This is a genomic window from Stenotrophomonas sp. 116085_Sma (genome assembly GCF_056479585.1).
Map to the genome: position 1 here is coordinate 3,120,870 of NZ_CM151057.1, position 24,423 is coordinate 3,145,292.

Consider the following 24,423-nt stretch of genomic DNA (forward strand, 5'->3'; position numbering starts at 1 on the left):
TGCCCTCAGTTGTAGATGATGTGGAAGTAGAAGAAGCGGCCGTAGTCGTCGATCTCGGTTCGGAAGCGTCCGTTCGGACCGGTGCTGTAGGTCGGCTGGGTGTTGAACAGGTTCTTGGCCTCGTACTTCAGTGTCACGTGCTTGCTGACCTTGTGGCTGAAGGCCATGTTGAAGGTCATGTATGGGTCGTAGTACGAATCCAGCCATTGGGTGTCACCGAAGTCGACCAGCATCCGGCTGCGGTATGTGCCGGACAGGCGCAGCTGCGCGCTCTTCCATGGCATGCGCCAGATCACCGAGCCATTGAGCGACCAGTCCGGCTGGTACAGCAGCCGGTCCAAGCGGCGCTCGGTGCCATCGCTGATGCGGTAGTTGGTCTGGCCTTCCAGCCGGGTTGCATTGAAGTACATGTCGAAGCGCTGGCGGCCCCACTGCAGGTTGCGGTTGGCCACCGCGAACTCGACGCCACGCAGCTTCGACTCGTCGGTGTTCATCGGCTGGGTGACCCGGTAGCGGGTATCCCCCACGTTCTCGAACGTGGTCAGGGTGTAGATATCGTCCTTGATCACCTTGTCGAACAGCGCCACCGAGACCAGGCCATTGTTGCCGTTGAAGTACAGGTCCCACGCCAGGTCGATGTTGGTGGAACGGCGCGGCTGCAGGTTGGCGTTGCCCTGCTTGATGCTGCAGAAGCCCCTGCCCTCCTCGTCATCGCCACAGCTGGTGCTGGTGGCCTGCGCGATGTTGCTCGGCGTCGGCCGGCCCAGCGTGCGACTGGCGGAGAAGCGCAGGCGCTGGTCCTCGCTCAGCTTGAACGTCGCATTCAACGAAGGCAGCAGGTTGTTGTAGCCACCGCTCGTATTGCGGAAGGCGGAGGTATAGGTAGTGCCGCCATCATCGCTGAACGGGCTGTAGGCATCGAAGCGGGTGTGGTCATAGCGCAGGCCGCCGATCAGCAGCAGCCGGTCCCAGGCGTAGTGCGCGGATACATAGGCATTGGTGATGTCCTCCACGTACCTGTAGTCGCTGGTGAAGTTGGCATTCGGATACGCCGCATTGTTGTTGCCCAGCTTGGGCAGCAGTTCCTCGTTCCACTTGCGGTTGTCGATCAGCGGGAAGCCCGGCACGCTTCCCAGCAGCGTCGAACCCGGATACAGGTAATCGTTGAGCGTGGCACTGCTCTTGAAGTAGTCGAAGTCGATGTCCTGCCAGATCTTCAGATGGCGGTATTCGGCGCCGGTGGCCAGGCCGAAGCCACGGGCATCGGCGTCGATGTTGTAGCTGAAATCGGCGCGCAGGTTGTCGATGCTCTCCTTGGCATCGCGCGGGGAGACATAGGCCTGCGCGGGATTGAGCTTGAACGCCGAGCTGGTCAGCAGGCTGGAATCGGAAACCGCCACCGCGTTCGGGAACCCGTGGCTGTCGTTCTCGTAGTCGACGAACAGATTGCTTGGGTAGGCGCGCACACCCCAGTAGACCTGGCTGTTGTGGAAGGTCTCTTCGGTATGGCCGCCACGCAGGGTCAGCCGTGAACGGTCGCCCATGTCCCAGTTGAAACTGGCGATGGCACCACGGTTGCTGCGGTCCCAGCGGTCGTGACGGTTCTTGATGTAGATGCTGTTGATCTGGGTGGTGCCGCTGTCCTCGGTCTGGTTGCGGATCGGAAACCTGGCATTGCCGTACAGATCGGTCTTGTTCATCGTCGAGTTCTCGTAGAACCGGTACGAGTACAGCAGCAGCGATGCGTAGAACGGGTCATCCGACGGCTTCCACTCAAGCTTGGCGGAGCCACCGAAGTTGGTGATGAAGTTGGTATAGGTGCCGGTGCTGAAGTTGCCAGGCGCACGCAGCCCGTTCCAGCCCTTGGCCTCGTCCGGACCGGTGGTACCGTCGGTGAGGTATCTGCCAGCGTCGTTGTAGTAGTAGTTCGACTCCACCCAGCGCTTGACGCTGTTGCGTGAACGCTGCTCGTAGCGTGCCACCGCAACGATGCCGAACTCCTGGTCGGCGCCGAACTGATTGGAGAACACCATCTTGGCGCTCTTGCCGAAGTGACCCATCGCCTCGTGGTTGCCACCAGCGCTGCGCTCGACGTTGGTCTCAGCGGTGGAATAGATGCCCGCCACATCGGCAAACACGTACTTGCGGGATCGGTCGAAAGCACTGCGGCTGATGATGTCGATCACCCCGCCGATCGCATCCGGTGCCTGCTCCGCACTGAAGCTCTTGTAGATGTCCGTACGGGTACCGATGTCGCTGGGAATCAGCTGCAGGTTGTTCATCCGCTCGCCGGAGCCACTGCCTCCCACGCTGGCAATCGCGATGCCATCGATGGTGGTGTAGTTGAGGTTGGCCTGTACGCCGCGCACGGTCACGTAACGTGGCTCGCCGGCATCCTCCACCGCACTCAGGCCTGGAGCGGCCATCAGGCTCTCGGCCAGGGTCTCGTCGCCGTAGCTGTCCATCTCGTCGTAGACCACCGAATCCTTGATCACCGGCGACGACTTCTTCTGGTCGATCACCTCGTGCGCGGCAATCACCTTGACGGTGTCCAGGGTCGGCGCCACCACCGCCTCTGCCTCGCGCGGCTTCGGCGCGGCCGGCTTCGGCGCGTTGCTTACGGGTGCCGGATCGATTGCGATGACATTGCCATCGACCACGGTGTAACCCAGGCCGGTACCGGCCAGCAGTGCATCCAGCGCCTGCTTGACGGTGGCACCGCGCGGCACCGCACCGGCCATGCGGGCATCACCGCCGGCCGAGTACAGGAACTGCACCCCGGAACTGCGCGACAACTGCTCCAGTGCGCGTGCCAACGGCTGCGCCGCGATCGGCGCCGAAACACGGGCCTCAAGGCCATCGGCAGTGGCCGCGACCGCCAGCGGTACGCTGCAGGGAGACAGGGCGAGGATGATCGACAGGTAGAGCGTGTTGCGCATCACGGGTCCTTGGAAGAGAGAAGGCAGCAGGCGCCGCTGCGTGGCTCGGCAGCGGCTTCTCCCAAGTAAGAGCCCGCATCCACCGAAGTGGAGAATGCGGATTCGATGAATTTTTTCTGACAGTCAACGGCCACGTCGGCCTCAGCGACTGCCGACCCGCACGGTGTCGCCTTCACGCCTCACCACGAAACGCGGGTCGCGTTCGAGGAAGGCCTGCAGCGCACCGATGCGATGCGCATCGAGACTGCCCGACAACCGTGCCGATGCCGCGCCTTCGTCCAGCACGCGCACCTGTACCTGGTTGTGCCGGTTGAAGGCAGCGGCCACCTCGTCCAGCCGTTCATCAAGGAAGGACACTTTGCGCTGCTGCCAGTCCAGCAGCATCGACAACGGTACGTCCAGTGACTCCACCGAATGGCTGCGCGCATCGACCTGCACCACCCGGCCCTCGCCCAGTTGCGCAAGACGCCGGGCGTCCGCACCCTGGCTCCAGATCTCCACCTCGCCGGAAACCACGCCGATGCGTGTGCTCTGCAACCGTCGCGAGACATCGAACACCGTGCCGATATCGCGGATCTGCAATCCGTTCACCTGCACCTCGAACGACCGTCGGTCACGGGCGATATCGAACGTGGCCTCGCCCTGCAGCAGCTCCACCTTGCGGCTGAACCAGCCCATGCGTACCCGCAGGCGGCTGTCCGCGTTGAGCCGCACCTGGGTCTGGTCGGGCAGCACCACGTCGCGAAGCTCACCCTGTCCGGCACTGTAAAGCTGCTCGGTGGGCATCACCTGCGGAACCAGGCCCACGCCGAGCAGGGCGATACAGGCTGCGGCAGCCGCCATCCACCAGCGCGCACGACCGCGACGCGGCACAGCGCGCGGCGGCGCGTGCACGCTACCGAACAGCGGCACCACCTTGGCAGCGACCTGCCGCGGTGGCACCGGCGCCTCTTCAGGCAACGGCGATTGCAGCGCCTCACCGACCCGCCGGTGCAGCGCGAGGGCGTGCATATAGGCGCGCACGTGCTCCGGCGAGCGCTTCATCCAGTCCAGGAACGCAACCCGCTCGGCCTCGCCCAGTGTTCCGTCGCGATTGCGCAGGAACCAGTCCATGGCCTCACAGGCGATCGTGTCGTCGACCACGGGCGATGAGTTCCGGTTCATGTGTGGTCCCTGGCGCCCAGCGCCTTCCTGCAAGCCTCCAGCCCCTTGCCTATGTGCTTGCGCACCATGTGCACCGACACCTGCAGCTGCTGGCTGATTCCCGGGCAATCCAGCCCATCGCGGTAGTGCAGCTCCATCACCCACCGCGTGGTCGCCGGCAGTCGTGCAATGGTGCTGCGGATATCACTCCAGCGCTGCGCACGCTCGAATTCACCCTCGATGTCTTCTTCGCTTTTCAGCACTTCGGCCAACAGATCGACATCTTCCAGCGGCGGCAGCGACGACCGCGCACGCGCATGCTCGCGCGCCAGGTTGGCCGCCACGGTGAACAGGTAGGCTTCCGGGTTCTCGACCGCATCGGCATCTTCGCCGGTGCTGCGCAACAGGCGAAGGTAGACCTCCTGTGCCAGGTCTTCGGCATCCTCGCTGGCCGAACCGCGACGCAGGAAGAAGCCACGCAGCAGTCGTCGCCGCAGCGCGTAGCTCTTCTCCCAGATCCTCACGCTGTTCACGGCCGGCCAACCATCCCGAGGCTGGAAAGCCCCGCAGGGTGACCGCCATCGATGACAGTGGCGTTTCAACGACCGGCAGGCAGCCGCTAGAATGCCGCCCCTGCAATGTCCCGGCAGCCGGCACAAGGAGTGCCCCGCAATGAACGCACGCACCGCCATCAACACCCTCAGCAGCCTGCTGTTCCTGCTGCTGGTCGCCCACACCACCGCCTACCAGCAGCAGATGTGGCCGCCCAGCCGGGTCATCCACGTGCATCCGGTGATCGTCGCCCTCGCCTATGCACTGGGCGTGCTCACGCTGCTGCTGTGGATCGGCGGCCGTCGCACACCGGAACCCGCCCAACGCCTGGCGCGCTGGCTGCCCATCGTCGCCTGGTGCCTGCTCGGCATCGGCGTGGCGGTCATCCCGGTGTTCCTGCCTGGGCTGTCCCCGGCCTGATCAGCGCCCGCGCCCAGCGCATCGGCCCATGATACGGCGCGCGGCGCCAACCCTTGCTTGCCAGAGACCCAAGCCGGGCCCGCCTATCGAAGCCGGGGGGGCCGGCCTACGCTTGTCTCCTCGGTGGCCGCCACGGCCGCCCTTCGCGTCACGGCCCTGCCGTTGCGACCCCGCTCCAGTGCTGTGCGCCCTGCCGGTGTTGTCGCCCAGGCAGACGTCCGACCGGCGCCCTCTGGAGACAGCCATGAACCAAGCCCTCATTCCCTTCGATACCGATCCACTGGAAACCCAGGAGTGGCGTGAATCGCTGGAGGCGGTGATGCAGGCGGGCGGCCGGCCGCGCGCGCACTATCTGATCGACCAGCTGAGCGATCTGGACGCCCAGCAGCACGGCGACCTGCATACCCGTGTCTGGACCGCCTACGTCAACACCATCCCGCCCGAGCGCCAGCCGGCCTACCCGGGCGACCTGGCCATCGAACGCCGCCTGAACGCGATGATCCGCTGGAACGCGATGGTGATGGTGCTGCGCGCCGGCAAGCACTCCAACGTCGGTGGCCACATCGCCACCTACCAGTCGGCGGCGGTGCTGTACGACGTCGGCTTCGATCACTTCTTTCGTGGCCGCACCGACACCTTCGACGGCGACATGATCTACATCCAGGGCCACTCCGCGCCGGGCATCTACGGCCGCGCGTATGTGGAGGGCCGCATCGATCCGGCACGGATGGACAACTTCCGCCGCGAAGCCGGCCGCGAAGGCCTGTCCTCGTATCCACACCCGCGCCTGATGCCGGAGTTCTGGCAGTTCCCCACCGTGTCGATGGGGCTGGGCCCGCTGACCGCGGCCTATCAGGCGCGCTACATGCGTTACCTGGAATACCGCGGCCTGAAAGCACACCAGGGACGCAAGGTCTGGGCCTTCCTCGGCGATGGCGAGATGGACCAGCCTGAATCGCTGGCGGCGATCTCGCTGGCCGGCCGCGAGCGGCTGGACAACCTCGTGTTCGTGGTCAACTGCAACCTGCAGCGCCTGGACGTGCCGGTACGCGGCAACGCCAAGGTGATCCAGGAACTGGAGGGCACCTTCCGCGCTGCTGGCTGGAACGTGATAAAGCTGATCTGGGGCAGCGGCTGGGACGACCTGCTGGCCCGCGACCACAACGGCCTGCTGCGCCAGCGCATGATGGAATGCGTGGATGGCGACTACCAGACCTTCAAGTCGCAGAGCGGCGCCTACGTGCGCGAACACTTCTTCGGCCGCTATCCCGAGCTTCTGGAGCGGGTCGCGCACATGAGCGACGACGATATCTGGGCGCTGGCGCGTGGTGGCCACGACCCGCAGAAGGTGTTCGCTGCCTACCAGCAGGCGGCGAACACCAGCGGCCGGCCGACGGTGATCCTGGCCAAGACGGTCAAGGGTTTCGGCATGGGCGAGGCCGGTGAAGGCCAGAACATCAACCATCAACTGAAGAAGATGAGCGCCGACGCGGTGCGCGCCTTCCGTGACCGCTTCAACCTGCCGGTCAGCGACGACCAGCTGGAAGAAATGCCCTACCTGCGCCCCGAACCCGGCAGCGCCGAGGCAGCCTACTTCGCCGAACGCCGCCGCGTCCAAGGTGGCCAGCTGCCATCGCGCCTGGCCAAGGTCGATCCGCTGCCGCTGCCACCACTGTCGATCTTCAACACCCAGCTGCAGGGCAGTGGCGATCGCGGCCAGTCCACCACCATGGGCTTCGTGCGCATCCTCACCAGCCTGCTGAAGGACCCGGACCTGGGCAAGCTGGTGATTCCGATCGTGCCCGATGAATCGCGCACCTTCGGCATGGAGGGCCTGTTCCGCCAGATCGGCATCCACTCCTACCTCGGCCAGCTGTACACCCCGCAGGATGCCGGCCAGCTGAGCTACTACAAGGAGGCCAAGGACGGCCAGATCCTGCAGGAAGGCATCAATGAATCCGGTGCGATCTGTTCGTGGATCGCCGCCGGCACTGCCTACAGCAACCACGGCCTGGCCACGATTCCGTTCTATATCTTCTATTCGATGTTCGGCCTGCAGCGCGTTGGCGACCTCGCCTGGGCTGCAGCCGATGCACGTACGCGCGGCTTCCTGCTCGGTGCCACGTCGGGCCGCACCACGCTGATGGGCGAAGGCCTGCAGCACGATGACGGCCACAGCCACGTGCTGTCATCGGTGATTCCCAGCTGCGTGTCCTACGACCCGACCTACAACTACGAACTGGCGGTGATCATCCACGACGGCCTGCGCCGCATGTATGTCGAGCAGGAAGACATCTACTACTACATCACCGTACTCAACGAGAACTACCCGCAGCCGGCCCTGCCCGAAGGCGTCGAGGCTGGCATCCTGAAGGGCCTGTACCTGCTGCATCCGGCGGCCGCCGATGCCGCCCCACAGCCACGCGTGCAGCTGATGGGCAGCGGCTCGATCCTGCGCGAAGTGGAAGCGGCGGCAGAACTGCTGCTGCAGGACTTCGGCATCGCCAGCGACGTCTGGAGCGCCACCAGCCTGACCGAACTGCGCCGCGATGGGCTGGCCGCCGAACGCTGGAACCTGCTGCATCCGGCCGAAGAACCGCACGTGCCCTACGTGCAGCAGTGCCTGCAGGGCCACGACGGCCCGGTGGTGGTAGCCACCGACTACATGAAGATCGTCGGCGACCAGATCCGTCCCTTCATCAACGACCGCCGCTTCACCGCACTGGGCACCGATGGCTTCGGCCGTTCCGACACGCGTGAATCGCTGCGCACGTTCTTCGAAGTCGATCGCCACTTCATCGTGCTGGCGGCATTGAAGTCACTGGCCGACGAAGGCCGCATCGAGCGCTCGCGGATGCAGGAGGCCATCGACAGGTACGGCATCGACACCGGCAAGCGCGATCCGGCTGCGGTGTAAGACGGCTGCATTCGCCACGCCCGAGGTACGGGCGTGGTGAATGCAGCAGCGCTAAGGCACCCGCTTGAACAGATTGGTCTGCAGGATCGGCGTACCGTCGTGGCCGTAGAACGCTTTGGTCTCAGTCATCGTCGTGCGGTCGGCGGCCACGGTATAGATGCGGGTGGACGCGGGCGTGCCATGGTCCACCAGCTGCATGACCAGCGTGTTCGGCGCCGGCAGTTTCAGGTTGGCCTTGTCCGCGCCGTAGGTGCCGGACAAAGGCCCCGGCGTGCCGTCGAGGGACAGTGTGCCATCGGACTTCATGGTCTTGCCGTCGTGCAGGACGATGTCCACGTGCGAACTCCAGCGTCCACCACCGGCATCCTTGAATTCCAGCACCACCTGTTTCGGGCGCTGCGCCTCGGGCAGCGCCGAGGTGGCAATGTCCAGCGACCAGCGTCCCAGCAGCGGTGAGGGCGGTGCCTCCATCGCGAACGCCGGGGCGGCCGGCAGCGAAAGCGCAGACAACAACACAGCGGACAGCAGCTTCATACGTTGCTCCGTTCGAGTGAAGAAGGGGCTGCGGGAGTATTGCGCTACGCAGTGACCCGGATCGTGCGCGCTGCCAAGGCGCCAGGCAAGCCATTCAGATGAACAGGGGCATCCTGCCAAGACGCTTGCAGCAGGCGCGTCTGCAACTTGTCACGTCAAATAGTTACGTTATAACATTTCACGTCATTTTCACGGATCGTGTCATGCGTCGTCATCTCCTTGCTGCAGCCATTCTGTTCGCCGTCCAGTCCGCCCATGCCGCGGACGAACCCACCCTTCCCACCCTCCGGGTCGAGGCCTCCCAGTCCTCGCGCATCGACAGCCGGGTCACCGTCGACAACCCGCAGGCGCAGAACCGCACCCTGGGCAACCTGCTGGAGCACGTCTCCGGCGTGCAGAGCAGCGCCTTCGGCCCGAACGCCGGCGCGCCGGTCATCCGCAGCCTCAGCGGCAACCGCGTGCAGATCCTGCAGGACGGCCAGTCCATCCTTGGCATGAACGCGATCAGCGCCGATATCAACATTCCGTTCGACCCGCTGTTCGTGCGCAGCGTCACCGTCAACAAGTCGTCCGATACCGTGCGCTACGGTGGCAACGCGATCGGCGGCAGCGTGGAGATCGACTCCGGCCTGATCTCGCGCAGCATGGAAGACAGGGACCAGTCGATGGAACTGGTCCTGCGCAAGGGCTTCAATGCCGCCGACGCGCAGGGCTTCCGCATGAACTTCAACAACCAGCACAACGTCTCGACCAACCTGCAGGTCTCTCGGCAGCGCATCTCGCACTACGACATCCCTGGCAACAGCAAGGCCAGTGTCTGCAATACGCGTCTGTTCCCGCCGACCGGTGGTGTGAACTCTGCGCTGGCCGACAGCTGCCAGAAGGAAGCGCGCGTGCAGCAGATCTACAACAAGGCCTCGCAGCCGTACATCGACCAGTTCATGACCGAGAACCCGGACTGGGCCGACGGTGATTTCTCGTTCTACACCAACAACCCGACTTCGGTCTGGCAGCGCCGCACCTACATCAATCCGGTCAATCCTGCCTATGTCGCAGGCACGCCCTCATACGTGCAGAAGCAGATCAACAACGATGTGACGCCCGACTACCATCGCCGGCTGGGCAACAGCTACGCGCGCAACTCGCAGGTGGCGCTCGGCTCCACGCTGTTCTTCGATCGTGGCTATGTGGGCATCAGCATCGATGCCAAGGACAGCGAATACGGCGTGCCAGGGTTCTCGATGCAGAACCTGTCATTCGGTTCCAACTATGCCGACGGGCTGCCGGTGGGCGTGGTGATCAAGCAGGAGCGCTACGCGCTGGAAGCACTGCTGCGCGATCCGCTGCCGGGGCTGGAGCGTGCCGAACTGCGTGTCTCCAGGCTGGACAACACCTCGGGCGAACGGCTGGGTGCTTCCAGGGCCAACGACTACGATTTCGAGGGTACCCAGGCCGAACTGCTGCTCAGCCACCAGCGGATCGGACCGCTCAGCGGCCTGCTCGGTTTCAGCCACCAGTCGCGTGACGTGACAGGTAGTGGCTCGCTACGCTATCTGCCTGATGTGGACTCCCGCAGCAACGCGGTGTTCCTGAAGGAAACGCTGGACTTCGGCTGGGCCAGTTTCGACGCTGGCGTGCGCCACGAGCGTGTCGATCACGAACTGCAGCCGAGCCGCTTCAAGACCGCGCGCAATGCTGCCAACACGAAACTGCAGGATCGTTCCTACCGGCTCAACAGCTACAGCCTGGGTTCGTATGTCGAGCTCGGTCCGTTGTTCGCCGCCAAAGTGCGCTACTCATCCTCGCAGCGCGCACCGGAAATCAACGAGCTGTACGCCAGCAACGCGCACTACTCGGTGATGACCCAGGAAGAAGGCAACCAGAATCTCGAACCGGAGCGCGCGAAGAATCTGGAGCTGACCGGCCTGTTCCACCTCGGCGGTTTCGAACTGTCAGGCACCGCCTACCGGATGCGCTACGAGAACTATCTTTACCTCGGCCATTCCGGCGCGCAGATGGCCAACCGCCTGCCGCTGAAATACTGGAAACAGACCGATACCACGGTAAAGGGCTTCGAGATCGATGCCTCGCAGGCATTGGACCTGGGCCGCTACGGCACGTTGAACGTCTCCGCCTTCGCCGACCTGGTGAAGAACAAGGCCGATCACCCCGATTCGTTGCGTGCCCACAATGACGGCGAGTACCTGCCGAACATGCCGACCAACCGCTACGGTGCCAACCTGCAGTGGCAGCGCGAAGGCTGGAAGGCGCAGCTGTCCAGCACCTATTACGACACGCAGAAGTACCTCGGCCGCAACGTCAGCGAGGAAGTACCGCTGGATGCCTTCAACCTGGTCGACCTGCAGGTCAGTCGTGAGCTGCCGGTGCGCAACAGCTACATCGCCGGCATGGAAGTGTTCGTCAATGGCAGCAACCTGCTTAATGAAGAAGCACGGCCGCACAACTCACCGTTGAAGTACATCGCGCCGTTGCCGGGGCGTGGGTTTCAGGTGGGGGTGACGGTGAGGCTCTGAGGCAGAGGCCGGAGAAAGGCAAGCCTGCAGGTGAGCCACCTGTGGGCGTCCTGGGTCACGGACTGCGTGATTGCCTCCCGGGCCGCGATTGATCCACCATCGGCGAAAATGGAGAAGGTGATGAACTGGAAACAAGCGATTTCCCTCGGGGTGCTGTTGAACATTGCATCCGGCGCCGGTGCCGCATCGGCGATCACCTACGACAAGGACGGTCGCTACGGCTACTCGATGAACCAACGTTCCTTGACCACCGCGATGCAGCAGTCGCTGCACTACTGCGCAGCGCGATCACGCAATTGTGGTCAATCCGCCAGCACGGCCAAAGAAGGCTATTCGGCCATCGCCACAGGCACGATTGCGCTGGGCTTTGCACTGGCAGAGAAGACGCCGGATGCTGCGCAGAAGAAGGCAGAGAGAATGTGCAGGGAGCGTGCCAACGATTGCGTGCTTGCCCTGCTGTGGAGGGAAGCGCCATCCGATGAGCTTGAACCGCCGGTCCACCCAGGCGCACCTGTTTCGGTGCCCGCGGCCACTCCCGACCGGCGCCTGCGATGAGCACGGTGGACCAGGCAGACACGGCTCGGCACTGACCTGTCCATTCGAGCCTCAGGCAAAGAAAAACGCCTGCAGATCGAAGATCTGCAGGCGCTTCTTTGTATCTGGCGGAGTGAGAGGGATTCGAACCCTCGATAGAGCTTTTGACCCTATACTCCCTTAGCAGGGGAGCCCCTTCGGCCACTCGGGCATCACTCCGGGGTTTTCTCCGCGTCTGGTGCGTTGCACCTCAGCGGGGCGTGAATCATAACGTTAATCGAGTGCGAAGGTAAAGCGTTATTCGGCAGAATTTTCGCTACCGGTGCCACCGGCTTCGTCACCGCGCTGGATGCGCTGATAGATCTCTTCGCGATGCACAGCGACGTCCTTCGGCGCGGTGATGCCGATACGCACCTGGTTACCCTTGACGCCAAGCACGGTGACGCTCACCGAGTCACCGATCATCAGGGTTTCGCCGACGCGGCGAGTCAGGATCAACATTTTTGTAAGTCTCCATGGAACCGTGTGGAAGGGTATCCCCCACCGGCTTGACGCTCCGTCAAGAAGCGCTACCACGACAAAGGGAAAAGATTCGCAATGGTACCGTCAGCCGTCCCGCTCCTACAAGGAGGGGGACGGCCAGGTTCATCACAGGCGGGGGCTGACCCATTCGACGACCGCAGCCAGCGCAGTGGCAAGGGCGGGCCCGTCCTCGCCACCACCCTGGGCGAGGTCCGGGCGTCCGCCGCCCTTGCCCCCGATCTGACTGGCGATATGGGACAACAGTTCCCCGGCCTTGACCTTGCCCATTGCGCTGCCGTTCACACCCGCGACCAAGGCGGCCTTGCCGTCCTGGGCGCCGGCCAGCACGATCACCGCATCGCCCAGCTGCTGCTTGAGACGGTCCATGGCGTCACGCAGGGCCTTGGCATCGAAGCCCTCCAGGCGGGCCGCCAGCACCTTCACGCCGGCAACCTCGACGGCCTGGCCGGACAGGTCGGCCGTGGCACCTGCGGCGACCTTGGCCTTCACGGCATCCAGTTCGCGCTCCAGCTGCTTCTGGCGCTGGCCAAGGGCACGGATCTTCTCGACCACGTCGGTAGCGCTGCCGCCGAGCAGTTCAGCGGCCTCGGCCAGCCGGGCCTCTTCGGCGTCCACGTAATCCAGGGCGCCCTGGCCGGTAACGGCCTCGATGCGGCGCACGCCGGCGGAGACACCACCCTCGGAGGTGATCTTGAACAGGCCGATGTCGCCGGTACGGTTGACGTGGGTGCCGCCGCACAGCTCGGTGGAGTAGTCACCCATCTTCAGCACGCGCACGTGCTCGCCGTACTTCTCGCCGAACAGCGCCATCGCACCGAAGTCCAGCGCTTCCTGCATGCCCATGTTGTGCACTTCGGCGGCGTTGTTGGCGCGCACCTGCTGGTTGACCTTGCGCTCGATCACGGCAAGCTCTTCCGCGCTGATCGGCTGGAAGTGCGAGAAGTCGAAACGCAGGCGGTCCGGTGCGACCAGCGAGCCCTTCTGCTGCACGTGGGTGCCCAGCACTTCGCGCAGGGCGGCGTGCAGCAGATGGGTGGCCGAGTGGTTGAGGATGGTGGCGCCACGGCGCTCGCCATCGACCTGGCCGGACAGGACGTCGCCAACCTTCAGGCCACCTTCGGACAGGGTGCCGACGTGGCCATGGAACTGGCCGGCGAACTTCTGGGTATCGTCCACCGCGAGGCGCACGCCGTTGCCGGTCAGCACGCCGGTGTCGCCGACCTGACCACCGGATTCGGCGTAGAACGGGGTCTGGTCAGTGATCACGATGACGGCGTCACCGGCATCGGCCGACTGCACCGGACGACCGTCCTTCAGCACGGCCAGCACGGTCAGGCCATCGGCCTGCAGGCGGTCGTAGCCCAGGAACCGGGTCGGGCTGAGGGTCGCCACCAGCTCGGCCGGCAGGGTCACGCCGCCGCCGAACTTGCCGGCCGCACGTGCGGTTTCGCGCTGCTGCTCCATCGCAGCATCGAAGCCGGCGATGTCGACGGTCAGGTCACGCTCGCGGGCGATGTCCTGGGTCAGGTCGAGCGGGAAGCCATAGGTGTCGTACAGGCGGAAGGCGTCAACGCCCGGGATCACGCCATTGCTGGCCTTGCCCGCGACGTCTTCGAAGATCTTCATGCCAGCATCGAGGGTTTCAGCGAAACGCTCTTCCTCGGCCTGCAGCGCACGGGTGACGGTGTCCACCGCTGCCGGCAGTTCCGGATAGGCCTCGCCCATCTGCTCGACCAGGGTCGGCACCAGCTTGCTGAAGAACGGCTGGCGCACGCCCAGCATCCAGCCGTGGCGCAGGGCGCGGCGGATGATACGGCGCAGCACGTAACCACGGCCTTCGTTGGACGGCAGCACGCCATCGACGATCAGGAACGAGCAGGCGCGGATGTGATCGGCGATCACGCGCAGCGACTTGTTCTCCAGGTCGGCGGTGCCGGTCAGCTCCGAGGCCTTGCGGATCAGCGCCTGGAACAGGTCGATCTCGTAGTTGGTATGCACGTGCTGCAGGATCGCCGCCAGGCGCTCCAGGCCCATGCCGGTATCCACGCACGGCGCCGGCAGCGGCACCAGGGTGCCGTCGGGCTGGCGGTCGAACTGCATGAACACCAGGTTCCAGATCTCGATGAAGCGGTCACCGTCTTCATCCGGAGAACCCGGGGGGCCACCGGCGATATGGTCGCCGTGGTCGTAGAAGATCTCGGTGCACGGGCCACAGGGGCCGGTGTCAGCCATCTGCCAGAAGTTGTCCGAGGCGAACGGTGCACCCTTGTTGTCGCCGATGCGCACGATGCGCGCTTCCGGAATGCCGACCATGTCGCGCCACAGTTCGTAGGCTTCGTCGTCGGTCTGGTACACGGTGACCAGCAGGCGCTCGGCCGGCAGCTTCCAGACCTGGGTCAGCAGTTCCCAGGCCCAGGCGATCGCATCCTTCTTGAAGTAGTCGCCGAAGGACCAGTTACCCAGCATTTCGAAGAAGGTGTGATGGCGCGCGGTGTAGCCGACCTGGTCGAGGTCGTTGTGCTTGCCGCCCGCGCGCAGGCAGCGCTGGACGTCGGCTGCACGCACGTAGCTGCGCTTCTCCGCGCCAAGGAACACGTCCTTGAACTGCACCATGCCGGAGTTGGTGAACAGCAGGGTCGGATCATTGCCCGGCACCAGCGGCGCCGACGGCACGATGGTGTGGCCTTTGCCCTTGAAGAATTCAAGGAAGTCGCTGCGGATCTGGGAAGTCGTGAATTTGGCGGATGCGTTCATTGGGGGCTGGCAGTCTGCGGGCCGGCGGGCCCGGACCACCAGCCGCGTTGGCCAGAGTCGCGAGGGACCGCCGAAAACCTAAAGGGTATCAGGCCCGGCGCCGCCAGTCTCAGTCATCCGGGTCGTAGCGGGTCGCACGGCGGATGCTGTCGCCGTCGAAGCCGCGTCGGGCCAGCAGATCGGCCGCCTTGCGCCGCTGCGTCAGATCCTGCGGGCCGGCCTCGCCGAAGCGCCGGCGGACCAGGTCACGGGCGTTTTCCTGCCAGTCGCCTTCGTAGCTGTCCATCGCCGCGGCAATGGCGGCACTGTCCAGGCCGTGGGTGCCGAGTTCGGCACGGACATGGATCGGCCCATAGCCGGTGTTGGCGCGCATCCGCACCAGGTTCTCGGCGAAACGGGTGTCGTCCTGCCAGCCGGCCTCGGTCAGCTTGGCGACAGCGGCCTGCGCGGCCTCGTCTTCGATGCCACGGGCGGTCAGCTTGCGGGTGAGTTCCTTGCGCGAGTGCTCGCGGCGGACCAGCAGGCCCAGCGCCCGTTGCACGGGGGTCTGCTCACGCGGCCGGCGCTTGCGGCCGGTCGGAATGTCTTCGGCGTCGGACATGGGTACTCCAAGGGTGGCGCCATCCGTGGCGCCCAGCCCATCCCTGGGCGATTCGAACCTGCGGGACAGGGCGACGTCACTGACGGCGCCGCCCTGCCCCACAGCAAGCCTTACTCGTCGTCGCCTTCGTCGTCGCCTTCCTCGCGGGCCGCTTCGGCCGGCTGGAACTTCTCGCGCAGCTCGGCCTCGAGCTTGGCGGCGACAGTCGGGTTGTCGCGCAGGTAGCCGCGGGCGTTGTCCTTGCCCTGGCCGATGCGTTCTTCACCGTAGCTGTACCAGGCACCGGCCTTCTCGACCAGCTTGGCATCCACGCCCATGTCGATCAGTTCGCCTTCGCGGCTGATGCCCTCGCCATACAGGATCTCGGTGATGACCTGCTTGAACGGCGGTGCCAGCTTGTTCTTGACGACCTTGATCTTGGTCTGGTTGCCGATGATCTCGTCGCCCTTCTTGATCGCGCCGATGCGGCGGATGTCCAGGCGGACCGAGGCGTAGAACTTCAGCGCGTTGCCACCGGTGGTGGTTTCCGGGCTCTGGCCCGGCATCATCACACCGATCTTCATGCGCAGCTGGTTGATGAAGATCACCAGGGTGTTGGAGCGCTTGATGTTGCCGGTCAGCTTGCGCAGCGCCTGGCTCATCAGGCGGGCCTGCAGGCCCGGCAGCTGGTCGCCCATCTCGCCTTCGATTTCGGCCTTCGGGGTCAGCGCGGCGACCGAGTCGATCACCAGGATGTCGACCGAACCCGAACGGACCAGCATGTCGGCGATTTCCAGCGCCTGCTCACCGGTATCCGGCTGCGACAGCAGCAGGTCGTCCACGTTCACGCCCAGCTTGGCGGCGTAGATCGGGTCCAGCGCGTGCTCGGCGTCGATGAAGGCCGCGGTGCCGCCCAGCTTCTGGCATTCGGCGATCGCCTGCAGGGTCAGCGTGGTCTTGCCCGAGGATTCCGGCCCGTAGATCTCAACGACACGGCCCTTCGGCAGCCCGCCAATGCCCAGTGCGATGTCGAGCATCAGCGAACCGGTCGGGATGGCTTCGACGGGCTCGACCACACGGTCGCCCATGCGCATCACCGAGCCCTTGCCGAACTGCTTCTCGATCTGGCCCAGAGCTGCAGCGAGGGCGCGCTTCTTGTTCTCGTCCATCGGATGGGTCCTTGCAGAGGTCGTGTCGTTGGAGGTGCTGTCTTTGGGGGTCTTCTTTGCCATGGGCTCACTTTAAGTCGGACGTATCGCACAGGCTGAGATTCTGCCCGGCGCTCTGAAAAGAATTATCGGACATCCGTACCAACCTCAGTGGAACCAGAGAATCGCCACAAAAGACCGCGGGGTAATGCGCTATGGAACGGGTCACCGGTTGGGTCGCAACAGGCCGCAATAGAGGCCTTCGATCGAGAAGTCCTGGTCCGGCAGCACCTCGATCGGCTTGTAGTCGGGGTTGCGCGGCAGCAGGCGGATACGATCCTTGGCGATCTTCAGCAGCTTGACGGTGATCTCGTCATCGATGCGGGCCACCACGATCTGCCCGGAATGGGCGTCGCGGGTGCGGTGCACGCCGATCAGGTCACCGTCGAAGATGCCCTCGTCGATCATCGAATCGCCCTGCACCTTCAGCAGGTAGTCCGGCGCTGGCGAGAAGAAGACCCGGTCCAACACCACGAAATCGTCCGAGCCGATATCGGCGCCGATCGGCAGGCCGGCCGCAACCCGGCCGAGCACCGGCAGGCGCAGCACGCTGTCGGGCAGATCTGGCTCGGCCAGCTTCTCGACCGGCGGTGCCTGCACCAGGCGGATGCCGCGCGCCTGGCCTGGGATGCGACGGATCGCACCGGCCTGCTCCAGGGCTTCCAGGTGGTACTGGGCCGCGCGCACGCCCTTGAAGCCGAACGCGCGTGCGATTTCAGTCTGCGACGGCGGTGCGCCTTCGCTCTCGATACGCTCGGCGATCAACTGCAGGATCGCCTGCTGGGTGTCGGTCAGGTCCATGGTTAGTAGTATTACTACTAACGTGCGGGACTGCAAGTGCCGAAGACGACACGGCGACATCTGCAGTGCCGAACCGTGCTCGGCAATGTGGCGAATGGCTGGGCTGGGCTGGGCTGACCTGGGCAAGAGCAGCCGAGCATGGCTCGGCTCTACAGGAATCGCTGCGCGATTCCGCGGTAAACACACTCATGTGTGTTTACCGCTTCTCCATATAGAGAACAGGATCCACACGCCGCAGAAGCCGGCGCCGATGAAGCCGCAGACCCCCAGCGCCAGCAGCCAGTGGCTGGAAACACCGCCGACGCTGTGCATCACGATCGAGGAGCCGATGATCAACGCGGCGGTGACGATGCCCATTACCAGCCGGTTCGCTGCGCGGTTCACCTGTTCGCCGAAGCCCTGCAGCGCGCTGGTTTCCACCTTCAGCTGGAGACGACCGCGACGCGCCGCCTGCACCAGCTTGCGCAGGTCGCGCGGCAGCTCACCGGCGAAGTCGACCAGGCCCAGCAGGCTGCGTCGGCCCCGCTTGAGCAGCGCCTTGGGCGCATAGCGCTGCAGCACTACCCGCTCCAGGAACGGGCGCGCAGCACTGGCCATGTCGAAATCCGGATCCAGCTGGCGCCCCATGCCCTCCAGGGTCAGGAACGCCTTGATCATCAGCGCCAGGTCGGCCGGCAGGGTCAGGCTGTAACTGCGCAGCAGCTGGGTGATGTCACCCAGCATCAGGCCGATGCGCAGGTCCTTCAGCGGCACGCCGCGGTACTGATCGACGAACTGGCTGATGTCGTGCTGCAGCCGGTTCTCGTCCACTTCCACGCCACCGGCCCAGTCCAGCAATACGTCGGCTACGCCCTGCGGGTCCTGCTCGACCAGACCGTGCAGCAGCTGCGCGACCTGGAAGCGGCGCACTTCCGACAAGGCGCCGACCATGCCGAAATCGATCACGCCGATGCGGCCGTCACGCAGGTAGATGATGTTGCCGGGGTGCGGGTCGGCATGGAAGCTGCCGTCTTCGAGCACCATCTTCAACACGATGTCCGCGCCGCGCCGGGCCAGTTCGCGCCGGTCCAGGCCCGCCGCATCGACACCGGCCAGGTCACGCCCGGGAATGCCGTCGACGAAGTCCTGGACGTTCAGGCTTTCGCAGGTCCACTGCCAGTGCACGCTGGGGATCAGGATGTCGTCACGGCCGTTGAAGTTGCGCGCGATGCGCTCGGCATTGCGGCATTCGGCAGCGAAATCCAGTTCGCGGCGCAGCGACACGGTGAACTGCTGCACGACCTCGGCCGGGCGGTAACGACGCAGGTCCGGCAGGCGCGCCTCGACAATCTCGGCCAGTCGGGCCAGCAGCCGCAGGTCGGCCTCGACCACATCGCGGATACCCGGGCGCCGCACCTTCAGCACCACCTCGCGGCCGTCATGCAGGCGCGCGCGGTGGGCCTGCGCCAGCGAGGCGGCGGCCATCGGGGTTTCATCGAGGAAGGCGAACACTTCCGTCGGCGAGGCGCCAAGGTCGGCTTCGAGCTGCTCGCGGATATCCGCGTACGGCAGCGCCGGCACCGCGTTCTGCAGTTCGGACAGTTCAGCGATCCATTCCGGCGGCAGCAGGTCAACGCGCGTCGCCAGCACCTGCCCGAGCTTGACGAAAGTGGGACCGAGATCCTGCATCGCACTGCGCACACGCACCGGCGCGGTCATCCGCAGCAGTTCCTGCCGCTCTTCGTTCCAGTGCAGCAGGCGCCCTGCCCGCTCCAGCGTGCTGGCCAGGCCGATGCGTCGCACCACGTCACCAAAGCCATAGCGGATCAGGACAACCGCAATTTCCTGCAGTCGGCCCAGGTCACGGACCGTGCCCAGCGTTTCCCACATCATGCGTGCTCCGGACGATTACCGGAGCAGCATGTCACAGCTGGGCGTCGATGCCGCGCAATGCCGCCGCCACGGTTTGCCGGCGGATGGCTTCGCGGTCGCCATCGAACTGGAACAGCTCGGCGCGGGCATAGCCGCCACGGCGCTTCCAGCCGATCCAGACACTGCCCACCGGCTTGTCCGGGCTGCCACCGCCGGGGCCGGCGATGCCGGTCACCGCCACCGCGATGCCGGCACCGGAATTGACCAGCGCACCGGAGACCATTTCCAGCACGGTTTCGCGGCTGACCGCACCGAACTGCTCCAGGGTCTGCGCGCGCACGCCGAGCAGGCGCTGCTTGGCTTCGTAGCTGTAGACCACCATGCCGCAGTCGAAGAACGCCGAGGAACCGGCAATGTCGGTCATGCACTTGGCAATCCAGCCACCACTGCAGCTTTCAGCGGTCACCAGCTGCAGCGAGGCCTGCTGCAGGCGCCGCCCGAGCGCGGCGGACTGGGCATTGAGTTCAGCGTCGGTGGGGATGGACATCGGCATGACGGTGGGGTGAAGAACCTGCACGTTGTACCGCAGATGACAGCCTCATGTCGCGCACCACCGCAATGGCAGCCGCCGGGCATGGCCCGGCGCTATCTCACCACTCCGGCAGCTTCTCCGGGAGCAGCGACCGGATCGGTGCACCGTCGGCGCTGGCGGCCAGCTTTTCGGCTTCGGCGACCGGCAGGTCAACCTGCAGCAGCCAGCCCTCTTCATCCGCCTGTTCGCTGCGGATCACTTCCAGCTGGTGCAGCCGCGCGCGCAGGCGACCGGCATCGGGTGGCAGGCGCAGTTCGCCGGTGACGTGCTGCAGGCCCAGGCGCTTGCCCAGCACCGCCTGCAGCAGCTCCAGGCCCTGCCCGTCGCGTGCGGAAATCCACACCCGCTCGCGGCGCGATTCGTCCGGGATGCCATCCTGGCCGTCGTGGCGGACGTCGGCACCCTCGATGCGGTCGATCTTGTTGAACACCAGCAGCTGCGGCAGGTCACCGGCACCGACGGCGGTCAGTACTTCGTCCACCTGAGCGATGCGCTCCTCGCGGTGCGGATCGGCGGCGTCAACCACGTGCAGCAGGAAATCGGCCTCGCGTGCCTCCGACAGCGTCGAGCGGAACGCGGCGACCAGGTCATGCGGCAGGTCGCGGACGAAACCGACGGTGTCGGCCAGCACCACGTTGCCACCGGGCACCGCGATGCGGCGCACGGTCGGGTCCAGTGTGGCGAACAGCTGATCGGCGGCGTAGGCCTCGGCGCCGGTCATGGCATTGAACAGGGTCGACTTGCCGGCGTTGGTATAGCCCACCAGGGCCACGCGCGGCAGCTCGCTGCGCACGCGCGCACGACGCATCTGGGTGCGCTGCACTTCGACCTTTTCCAGACGCTTCTGCAGCTGCTCGACCCGCTTCTGCAGCAGGCGGCGGTCGGTTTCCAGCTGGGTTTCACCCGGGCCGCGCAGGCCGATCGAACCGCCACGCTGGCGCTCCAGGTGGGTCCAGCCGCGCACCAGCCGCGTGGCCAGGTGACGCAGCTGCGCCAGCTCGACCTGCAGCTTGCCTTCGTGGCTGTGCGCACGCTGGGCGAAGATGTCCAGGATCAGGCCGGTACGGTCGATCACCCGGCGCTCCAGGAAACGTTCCAGGTTGCGCTCCTGGCCTGGGCTCAAGGCATGGTTGACCAGGATCAGGTCGGCACCGCTGGCGTCGGCCGCTGCCTTGATCTCGTCCAGCTTGCCGCTGCCGATCAGGGTCGACGGATTGGGACGGTCCAGGCGTGCGGTAATGGTCGCGGCGATGCTGGCCCCAGCCGAGCGGGCCAGATCACCGAATTCTTCCAGCACATCGTCTTCCAGCTTGCCGAAATGGGGCTGGATCAACAGGGCGTGTTCGCCCTTTTTCGAGCGGTCAAACATTCACCGCTCCGGTCTTACTCGTCTGCTTCATCACCTGCCTGACCACCTTCACCCGACTGCACATAACCACCGCCCGGACCGACCTTCACGTTGCGTGCCGGAACGACCGTGGAAATGGCGTGCTTGTAGACCATCTGACTGACCGTGTTGCGCAGCAGGACCACGAACTGGTCGAACGACTCGATCGTGCCCTGCAGCTTGATGCCGTTGACCAGGTACACCGAAACCGGCACGCGTTCGCGCCGCAGTGCGTTCAAGAAAGGATCCTGCAGCGATTGCCCCTTGGACATTGCACACTCCTGATTATTGTTCTTATTGGGTTGCCGACGGTTGCCACGGCCCCCGAGCCGCCCGCCGACCGATGATGTTACACGGCTGGCGGGGGTTCAGCGTGCGACGAAGGTCGACACCGCGCCGGCCAGGCGCTCTCCATCCACATGGGGGTCGAACCAGCGCGCATCAAGCTCGCCGCGCAGCCAGGTCAGCTGGCGCTTGGCCAGTTGCCGGGTGGCGAAGATCGCCTTGTCACGGAATCGGGCGGCATCGCCCTCCCCGTCCAGGTACTCCCAGGCCTGGCGATAGCCGACCGCGCGCACCGCCGGCAGGTCCAATGGCGCCGACATGGCAGCCATTTCCGGCATCGCGCGCAGTGCCCGTACCTCGTCAAGGAAGCCCTGCGCCAGCATGGCGTCGAAGCGCGCTTCGATCCGCTGGTGAAGCACCGCGCGGTCACGGGGAGCCAGGATCAGCTTGAGGGTGCGCACCGGCAAGGGTGCCACGCCCGGCCGACGCTGCCATTCGGTAATGGGGGTACCGGTCAGGCGGTAGACCTCCAGCGCCCGCTGGATGCGCTGCGGGTCGGTGGCATGGATGCGCCCGGCCGCAGCCGGATCGACCTCGGCCAGTTCAGCATGCAGGGCCGCCCAGCCGCGCTCGGCGGCTTCGGCGCTGAGCACCTCGCGCATTGCCGGGTCGGCCTCCGGCATTGGCGACAGGCCCTGCAGCAACGCACGGAAGTACAGGCCGGTGCCACCGGCCAGGATCGGCGTTTTGCCACGCGCCACGATGTCGGCCACGACCCGGCCGGCATCGGCGGCGAACTCGGCCGCCGAATAGGTCTGCCACGGATCACGCAGGTCCAGCAGATGGTGTGGCGCCTGCGCACGCTCGGCGGCGTCGGGCTTGGCCGAACCGATATCCAGATGGCGGTAGACCAGCGCCGAATCGACGCTGACGATCTCGCCGTCCAGCTGCCGCGCCAGGGCGATCGCCGTGGCGGTCTTGCCACTGGCAGTCGGCCCCATCACGGCGATCGCCAGCGGCCGCCGGTCGATGCCCATCAGTCTTCGTCCGGCCAGCGGATCGATGGCGTGGCATCAGCACGCGGCGTAGGCACGGCGTCGACGGCCTGCCAGATCTTCAGCGCATCCACGGTGGCTGCCACGTCATGCACGCGAACGATTCGCGCACCGCGCTGGACCGCAATCAGGTGTGCGGCCACCGAGGCAGCCACGCGCTCGGAGGGCGCGTCGCGGCCGGTCAGTTCGCCGAGGCTGCGCTTGCGCGACAAGCCGGCCAACATCGGCACGCCCAGTTCCAGGAAGCGCTCGGAGCGTGCCAGCAGGGTCATGTTGTGGGCGGTGGTCTTGCCGAAACCGAAGCCGAGATCGATCAGCAGATTCTTCTTGGCGATACCGGCCATTTCCGCAGCGAACAGCCGCTGCACCAGGAAACCGTGCACCTCGGCAACCACATCGTCGTAGTGCGGATCGGCCTGCATATGGCCCGGCTCACCCTGCATGTGCATCAGCACCACCGGCACGCCGACGTCGGCAGCGGCTTCCAATGCGCCGTCCTGGCGCAGGCCATAGATGTCGTTGATCATGCCGGCGCCGGCCGTCACGGCTGCGCGCATCACCTCCGGCTTGAAGGTGTCGATGCTGATCGGCACCGTTGTGCGTGCGGCCAGCTGCTCGATCACCGGAATCACCCGGCGCAGCTCCTCCTCCTCCGATACCGGCGCAGCACCCGGGCGGGTCGATTCGCCACCGATGTCGAGCAGGTCGGCGCCCTCCTCCACCAGCTTCAGGCCGTGCGCGACTGCGGCTTGGGTTGTGTCGTGCGCGCCGCCGTCGGAAAACGAGTCCGGGGTGACGTTGACGATGCCCATGACCCGGGCACGGTCCAGGCGCAGGATGCGGCCGGCGCAATCGAGCTGGGGCGAGGTATCGAACATGGGCAATCCTGCAGGGACAACGGCGGGTAGTTTAGTTCGGCAGGGCGGCGCCCTGCACCCGCCGAGGCCAGAGCGACAGCAACAGCCGGAGCAACAGCGGGTTTACTGAAGAATGGCGGGGTGGGTCCGGTTGCGGGGGCCGCTGCAAGTACGTCCATGTAAGCTCGGTCGCCGCATCCATGCGGCTCACGCCCCCGCAACCGGACCCACCCCGCCTTCGACAGATTTCCGCGATCTGCAGTAGATCCACGCCATGCGTAGATGAATCTCCATCGGAATCAAACATTTCGAATTGGAATCGAAATGTCTCCACGCATGGCGTGGATCTACCGTGTCGACCAAGGTCGACACCTACCAGCAGCTGCCGAAATCTGTCAGAGGTGGGGCGGTGTGGGCAGGCAGGACCGTTGGCGCCATGGATGGCGCCATCGAGCCCCCATGGGTGAGGGGGCTTTGCTTGCGAAGCATTGCTTCGCAAGCGCCCGAACGCACAGCCGCCAGCGGCTGGGCCGGACCGCGGAGCGGGGTTTACGGCGTGTCCTGCCTGCCCACACCGCCCCGCCATCCCACGGACAGCCAGCTTCTGCTGTTGCTTCGGCCGTTGCTTGAAGCTTCGGCAGGTGCAGGGCGCAGCCCTGCCGCGCCCTCAACGGCGGCGGCGCTTGCGATCCACGTACAGGGTCTTGGCAATGCTCAGCACGATGCCGACACCGATACCCACCACGCAGCCCAGCAGCAGGTTGTCGGCGCCCAGGCCCACACCCACGCCGACCACGGTGGCGATGACCATTTCGACGGTGTGGGAAATCGGTTCGGGCTTCGGGGCGGACATGCGGGCTCCAGCGTCAGTGCGGTTCTTCGGGATGGGCCAGTGGCCCGGAAACGACGAAGCCGGGTTGCCCCGGCCTCGTCTGGT

20 protein-coding genes and 1 tRNA gene are annotated in these 24,423 nt (G+C 65.4%); 4 read left to right on the forward strand and 17 right to left on the reverse strand.

Going from position 1 to position 24,423, the window contains the following annotated elements; genetic code table 11:
* Positions 1 to 5: 5 nt before the first annotated feature.
* The 3 genes from ACZK0Z_RS14585 to ACZK0Z_RS14595 form a co-directional block, all read right to left on the reverse strand.
* The gene (locus tag ACZK0Z_RS14585) at positions 6 to 2,939 is read right to left on the reverse strand and encodes a TonB-dependent receptor (protein WP_197632704.1); all 2,934 of its coding nucleotides are present in this window, start codon (positions 2,937 to 2,939) and stop codon (positions 6 to 8) included.
* Between the two features lie 141 nt (positions 2,940 to 3,080).
* The gene (locus tag ACZK0Z_RS14590; RefSeq protein ID WP_197632705.1) at positions 3,081 to 4,103 is read right to left on the reverse strand and encodes a FecR domain-containing protein; all 1,023 of its coding nucleotides are present in this window, start codon (positions 4,101 to 4,103) and stop codon (positions 3,081 to 3,083) included.
* Positions 4,100 to 4,615: an RNA polymerase sigma factor gene (locus ACZK0Z_RS14595; protein WP_049428148.1), complete on the reverse strand. Its 516-nt coding sequence runs from the start codon at positions 4,613 to 4,615 to the stop codon at positions 4,100 to 4,102. Before ACZK0Z_RS14595 ends, ACZK0Z_RS14590 begins: the two co-directional genes overlap by 4 nt.
* A gap of 139 nt (positions 4,616 to 4,754) precedes the next feature.
* On the opposite strand from ACZK0Z_RS14595, the gene ACZK0Z_RS14600 reads away from it, so the two are divergent.
* Positions 4,755 to 5,054 carry a hypothetical protein gene (locus ACZK0Z_RS14600; protein ID WP_049428145.1) on the forward strand — a complete coding sequence of 100 codons (300 nt, stop codon included), beginning with the start codon at positions 4,755 to 4,757 and terminating at the stop codon, positions 5,052 to 5,054.
* A 244-nt stretch (positions 5,055 to 5,298) separates the two neighbouring features.
* Positions 5,299 to 7,971: a pyruvate dehydrogenase (acetyl-transferring), homodimeric type gene (aceE, locus tag ACZK0Z_RS14605; RefSeq protein WP_197632706.1), complete on the forward strand. Its 2,673-nt coding sequence runs from the start codon at positions 5,299 to 5,301 to the stop codon at positions 7,969 to 7,971.
* Between the two features lie 51 nt (positions 7,972 to 8,022).
* Here aceE and ACZK0Z_RS14610 read toward each other — a convergent pair whose 3' ends face one another.
* Complete coding sequence (locus tag ACZK0Z_RS14610; protein ID WP_049428141.1) at positions 8,023 to 8,505, reverse strand: hypothetical protein; 483 nt, start codon at positions 8,503 to 8,505, stop codon at positions 8,023 to 8,025.
* Positions 8,506 to 8,708: 203 nt separating this feature from the next.
* On the opposite strand from ACZK0Z_RS14610, the gene ACZK0Z_RS14615 reads away from it, so the two are divergent.
* Both ACZK0Z_RS14615 and ACZK0Z_RS14620 read left to right on the forward strand, forming a co-directional pair.
* Complete coding sequence (locus tag ACZK0Z_RS14615) at positions 8,709 to 11,039, forward strand: TonB-dependent receptor domain-containing protein (protein WP_197632707.1); 2,331 nt, start codon at positions 8,709 to 8,711, stop codon at positions 11,037 to 11,039.
* A 120-nt stretch (positions 11,040 to 11,159) separates the two neighbouring features.
* Positions 11,160 to 11,594: a DUF4189 domain-containing protein gene (locus ACZK0Z_RS14620; protein ID WP_197632708.1), complete on the forward strand. Its 435-nt coding sequence runs from the start codon at positions 11,160 to 11,162 to the stop codon at positions 11,592 to 11,594.
* A 105-nt stretch (positions 11,595 to 11,699) separates the two neighbouring features.
* On the opposite strand, the gene ACZK0Z_RS14625 is transcribed toward ACZK0Z_RS14620, so the two are convergent.
* The 13 genes from ACZK0Z_RS14625 to ACZK0Z_RS14685 form a co-directional block, all read right to left on the reverse strand.
* Positions 11,700 to 11,792, reverse strand: a tRNA-Ser gene (locus ACZK0Z_RS14625).
* A gap of 78 nt (positions 11,793 to 11,870) precedes the next feature.
* The gene (gene csrA, locus ACZK0Z_RS14630; RefSeq protein WP_004152909.1) at positions 11,871 to 12,074 is read right to left on the reverse strand and encodes a carbon storage regulator CsrA; all 204 of its coding nucleotides are present in this window, start codon (positions 12,072 to 12,074) and stop codon (positions 11,871 to 11,873) included.
* Positions 12,075 to 12,221: 147 nt separating this feature from the next.
* Positions 12,222 to 14,870, reverse strand: coding sequence for an alanine--tRNA ligase (gene alaS, locus ACZK0Z_RS14635; RefSeq protein WP_049428135.1), 2,649 nt, complete (start codon positions 14,868 to 14,870; stop codon positions 12,222 to 12,224).
* A gap of 109 nt (positions 14,871 to 14,979) precedes the next feature.
* Positions 14,980 to 15,471 carry a recombination regulator RecX gene (gene recX / locus ACZK0Z_RS14640; protein ID WP_005409024.1) on the reverse strand — a complete coding sequence of 164 codons (492 nt, stop codon included), beginning with the start codon at positions 15,469 to 15,471 and terminating at the stop codon, positions 14,980 to 14,982.
* A gap of 110 nt (positions 15,472 to 15,581) precedes the next feature.
* Positions 15,582 to 16,619: a recombinase RecA gene (gene recA, locus ACZK0Z_RS14645; protein WP_049428133.1), complete on the reverse strand. Its 1,038-nt coding sequence runs from the start codon at positions 16,617 to 16,619 to the stop codon at positions 15,582 to 15,584.
* A 204-nt stretch (positions 16,620 to 16,823) separates the two neighbouring features.
* Complete coding sequence (gene lexA / locus ACZK0Z_RS14650) at positions 16,824 to 17,459, reverse strand: transcriptional repressor LexA (protein WP_049428130.1); 636 nt, start codon at positions 17,457 to 17,459, stop codon at positions 16,824 to 16,826.
* 186 nt (positions 17,460 to 17,645) lie between these two features.
* Complete coding sequence (gene ubiB / locus ACZK0Z_RS14655; RefSeq protein ID WP_197632716.1) at positions 17,646 to 19,328, reverse strand: 2-polyprenylphenol 6-hydroxylase; 1,683 nt, start codon at positions 19,326 to 19,328, stop codon at positions 17,646 to 17,648.
* Positions 19,329 to 19,362: 34 nt separating this feature from the next.
* Complete coding sequence (locus ACZK0Z_RS14660; protein WP_049428177.1) at positions 19,363 to 19,857, reverse strand: CinA family protein; 495 nt, start codon at positions 19,855 to 19,857, stop codon at positions 19,363 to 19,365.
* Between the two features lie 103 nt (positions 19,858 to 19,960).
* On the reverse strand, positions 19,961 to 21,271 hold the full coding sequence (hflX, locus tag ACZK0Z_RS14665; RefSeq protein ID WP_197632709.1) for a ribosome rescue GTPase HflX: 1,311 nt from the start codon (positions 21,269 to 21,271) through the stop codon (positions 19,961 to 19,963).
* Between the two features lie 14 nt (positions 21,272 to 21,285).
* On the reverse strand, positions 21,286 to 21,561 hold the full coding sequence (gene hfq, locus ACZK0Z_RS14670) for an RNA chaperone Hfq (RefSeq protein WP_004152891.1): 276 nt from the start codon (positions 21,559 to 21,561) through the stop codon (positions 21,286 to 21,288).
* Positions 21,562 to 21,657: 96 nt separating this feature from the next.
* Positions 21,658 to 22,611: a tRNA (adenosine(37)-N6)-dimethylallyltransferase MiaA gene (gene miaA, locus ACZK0Z_RS14675; protein WP_049428127.1), complete on the reverse strand. Its 954-nt coding sequence runs from the start codon at positions 22,609 to 22,611 to the stop codon at positions 21,658 to 21,660.
* The gene (gene folP / locus ACZK0Z_RS14680; RefSeq protein ID WP_197632710.1) at positions 22,611 to 23,507 is read right to left on the reverse strand and encodes a dihydropteroate synthase; all 897 of its coding nucleotides are present in this window, start codon (positions 23,505 to 23,507) and stop codon (positions 22,611 to 22,613) included. The genes miaA and folP overlap by 1 nt, the downstream gene beginning before the upstream one ends.
* A gap of 646 nt (positions 23,508 to 24,153) precedes the next feature.
* The gene (locus ACZK0Z_RS14685) at positions 24,154 to 24,339 is read right to left on the reverse strand and encodes a hypothetical protein (RefSeq protein WP_043034328.1); all 186 of its coding nucleotides are present in this window, start codon (positions 24,337 to 24,339) and stop codon (positions 24,154 to 24,156) included.
* Positions 24,340 to 24,423 lie beyond the last annotated feature (84 nt).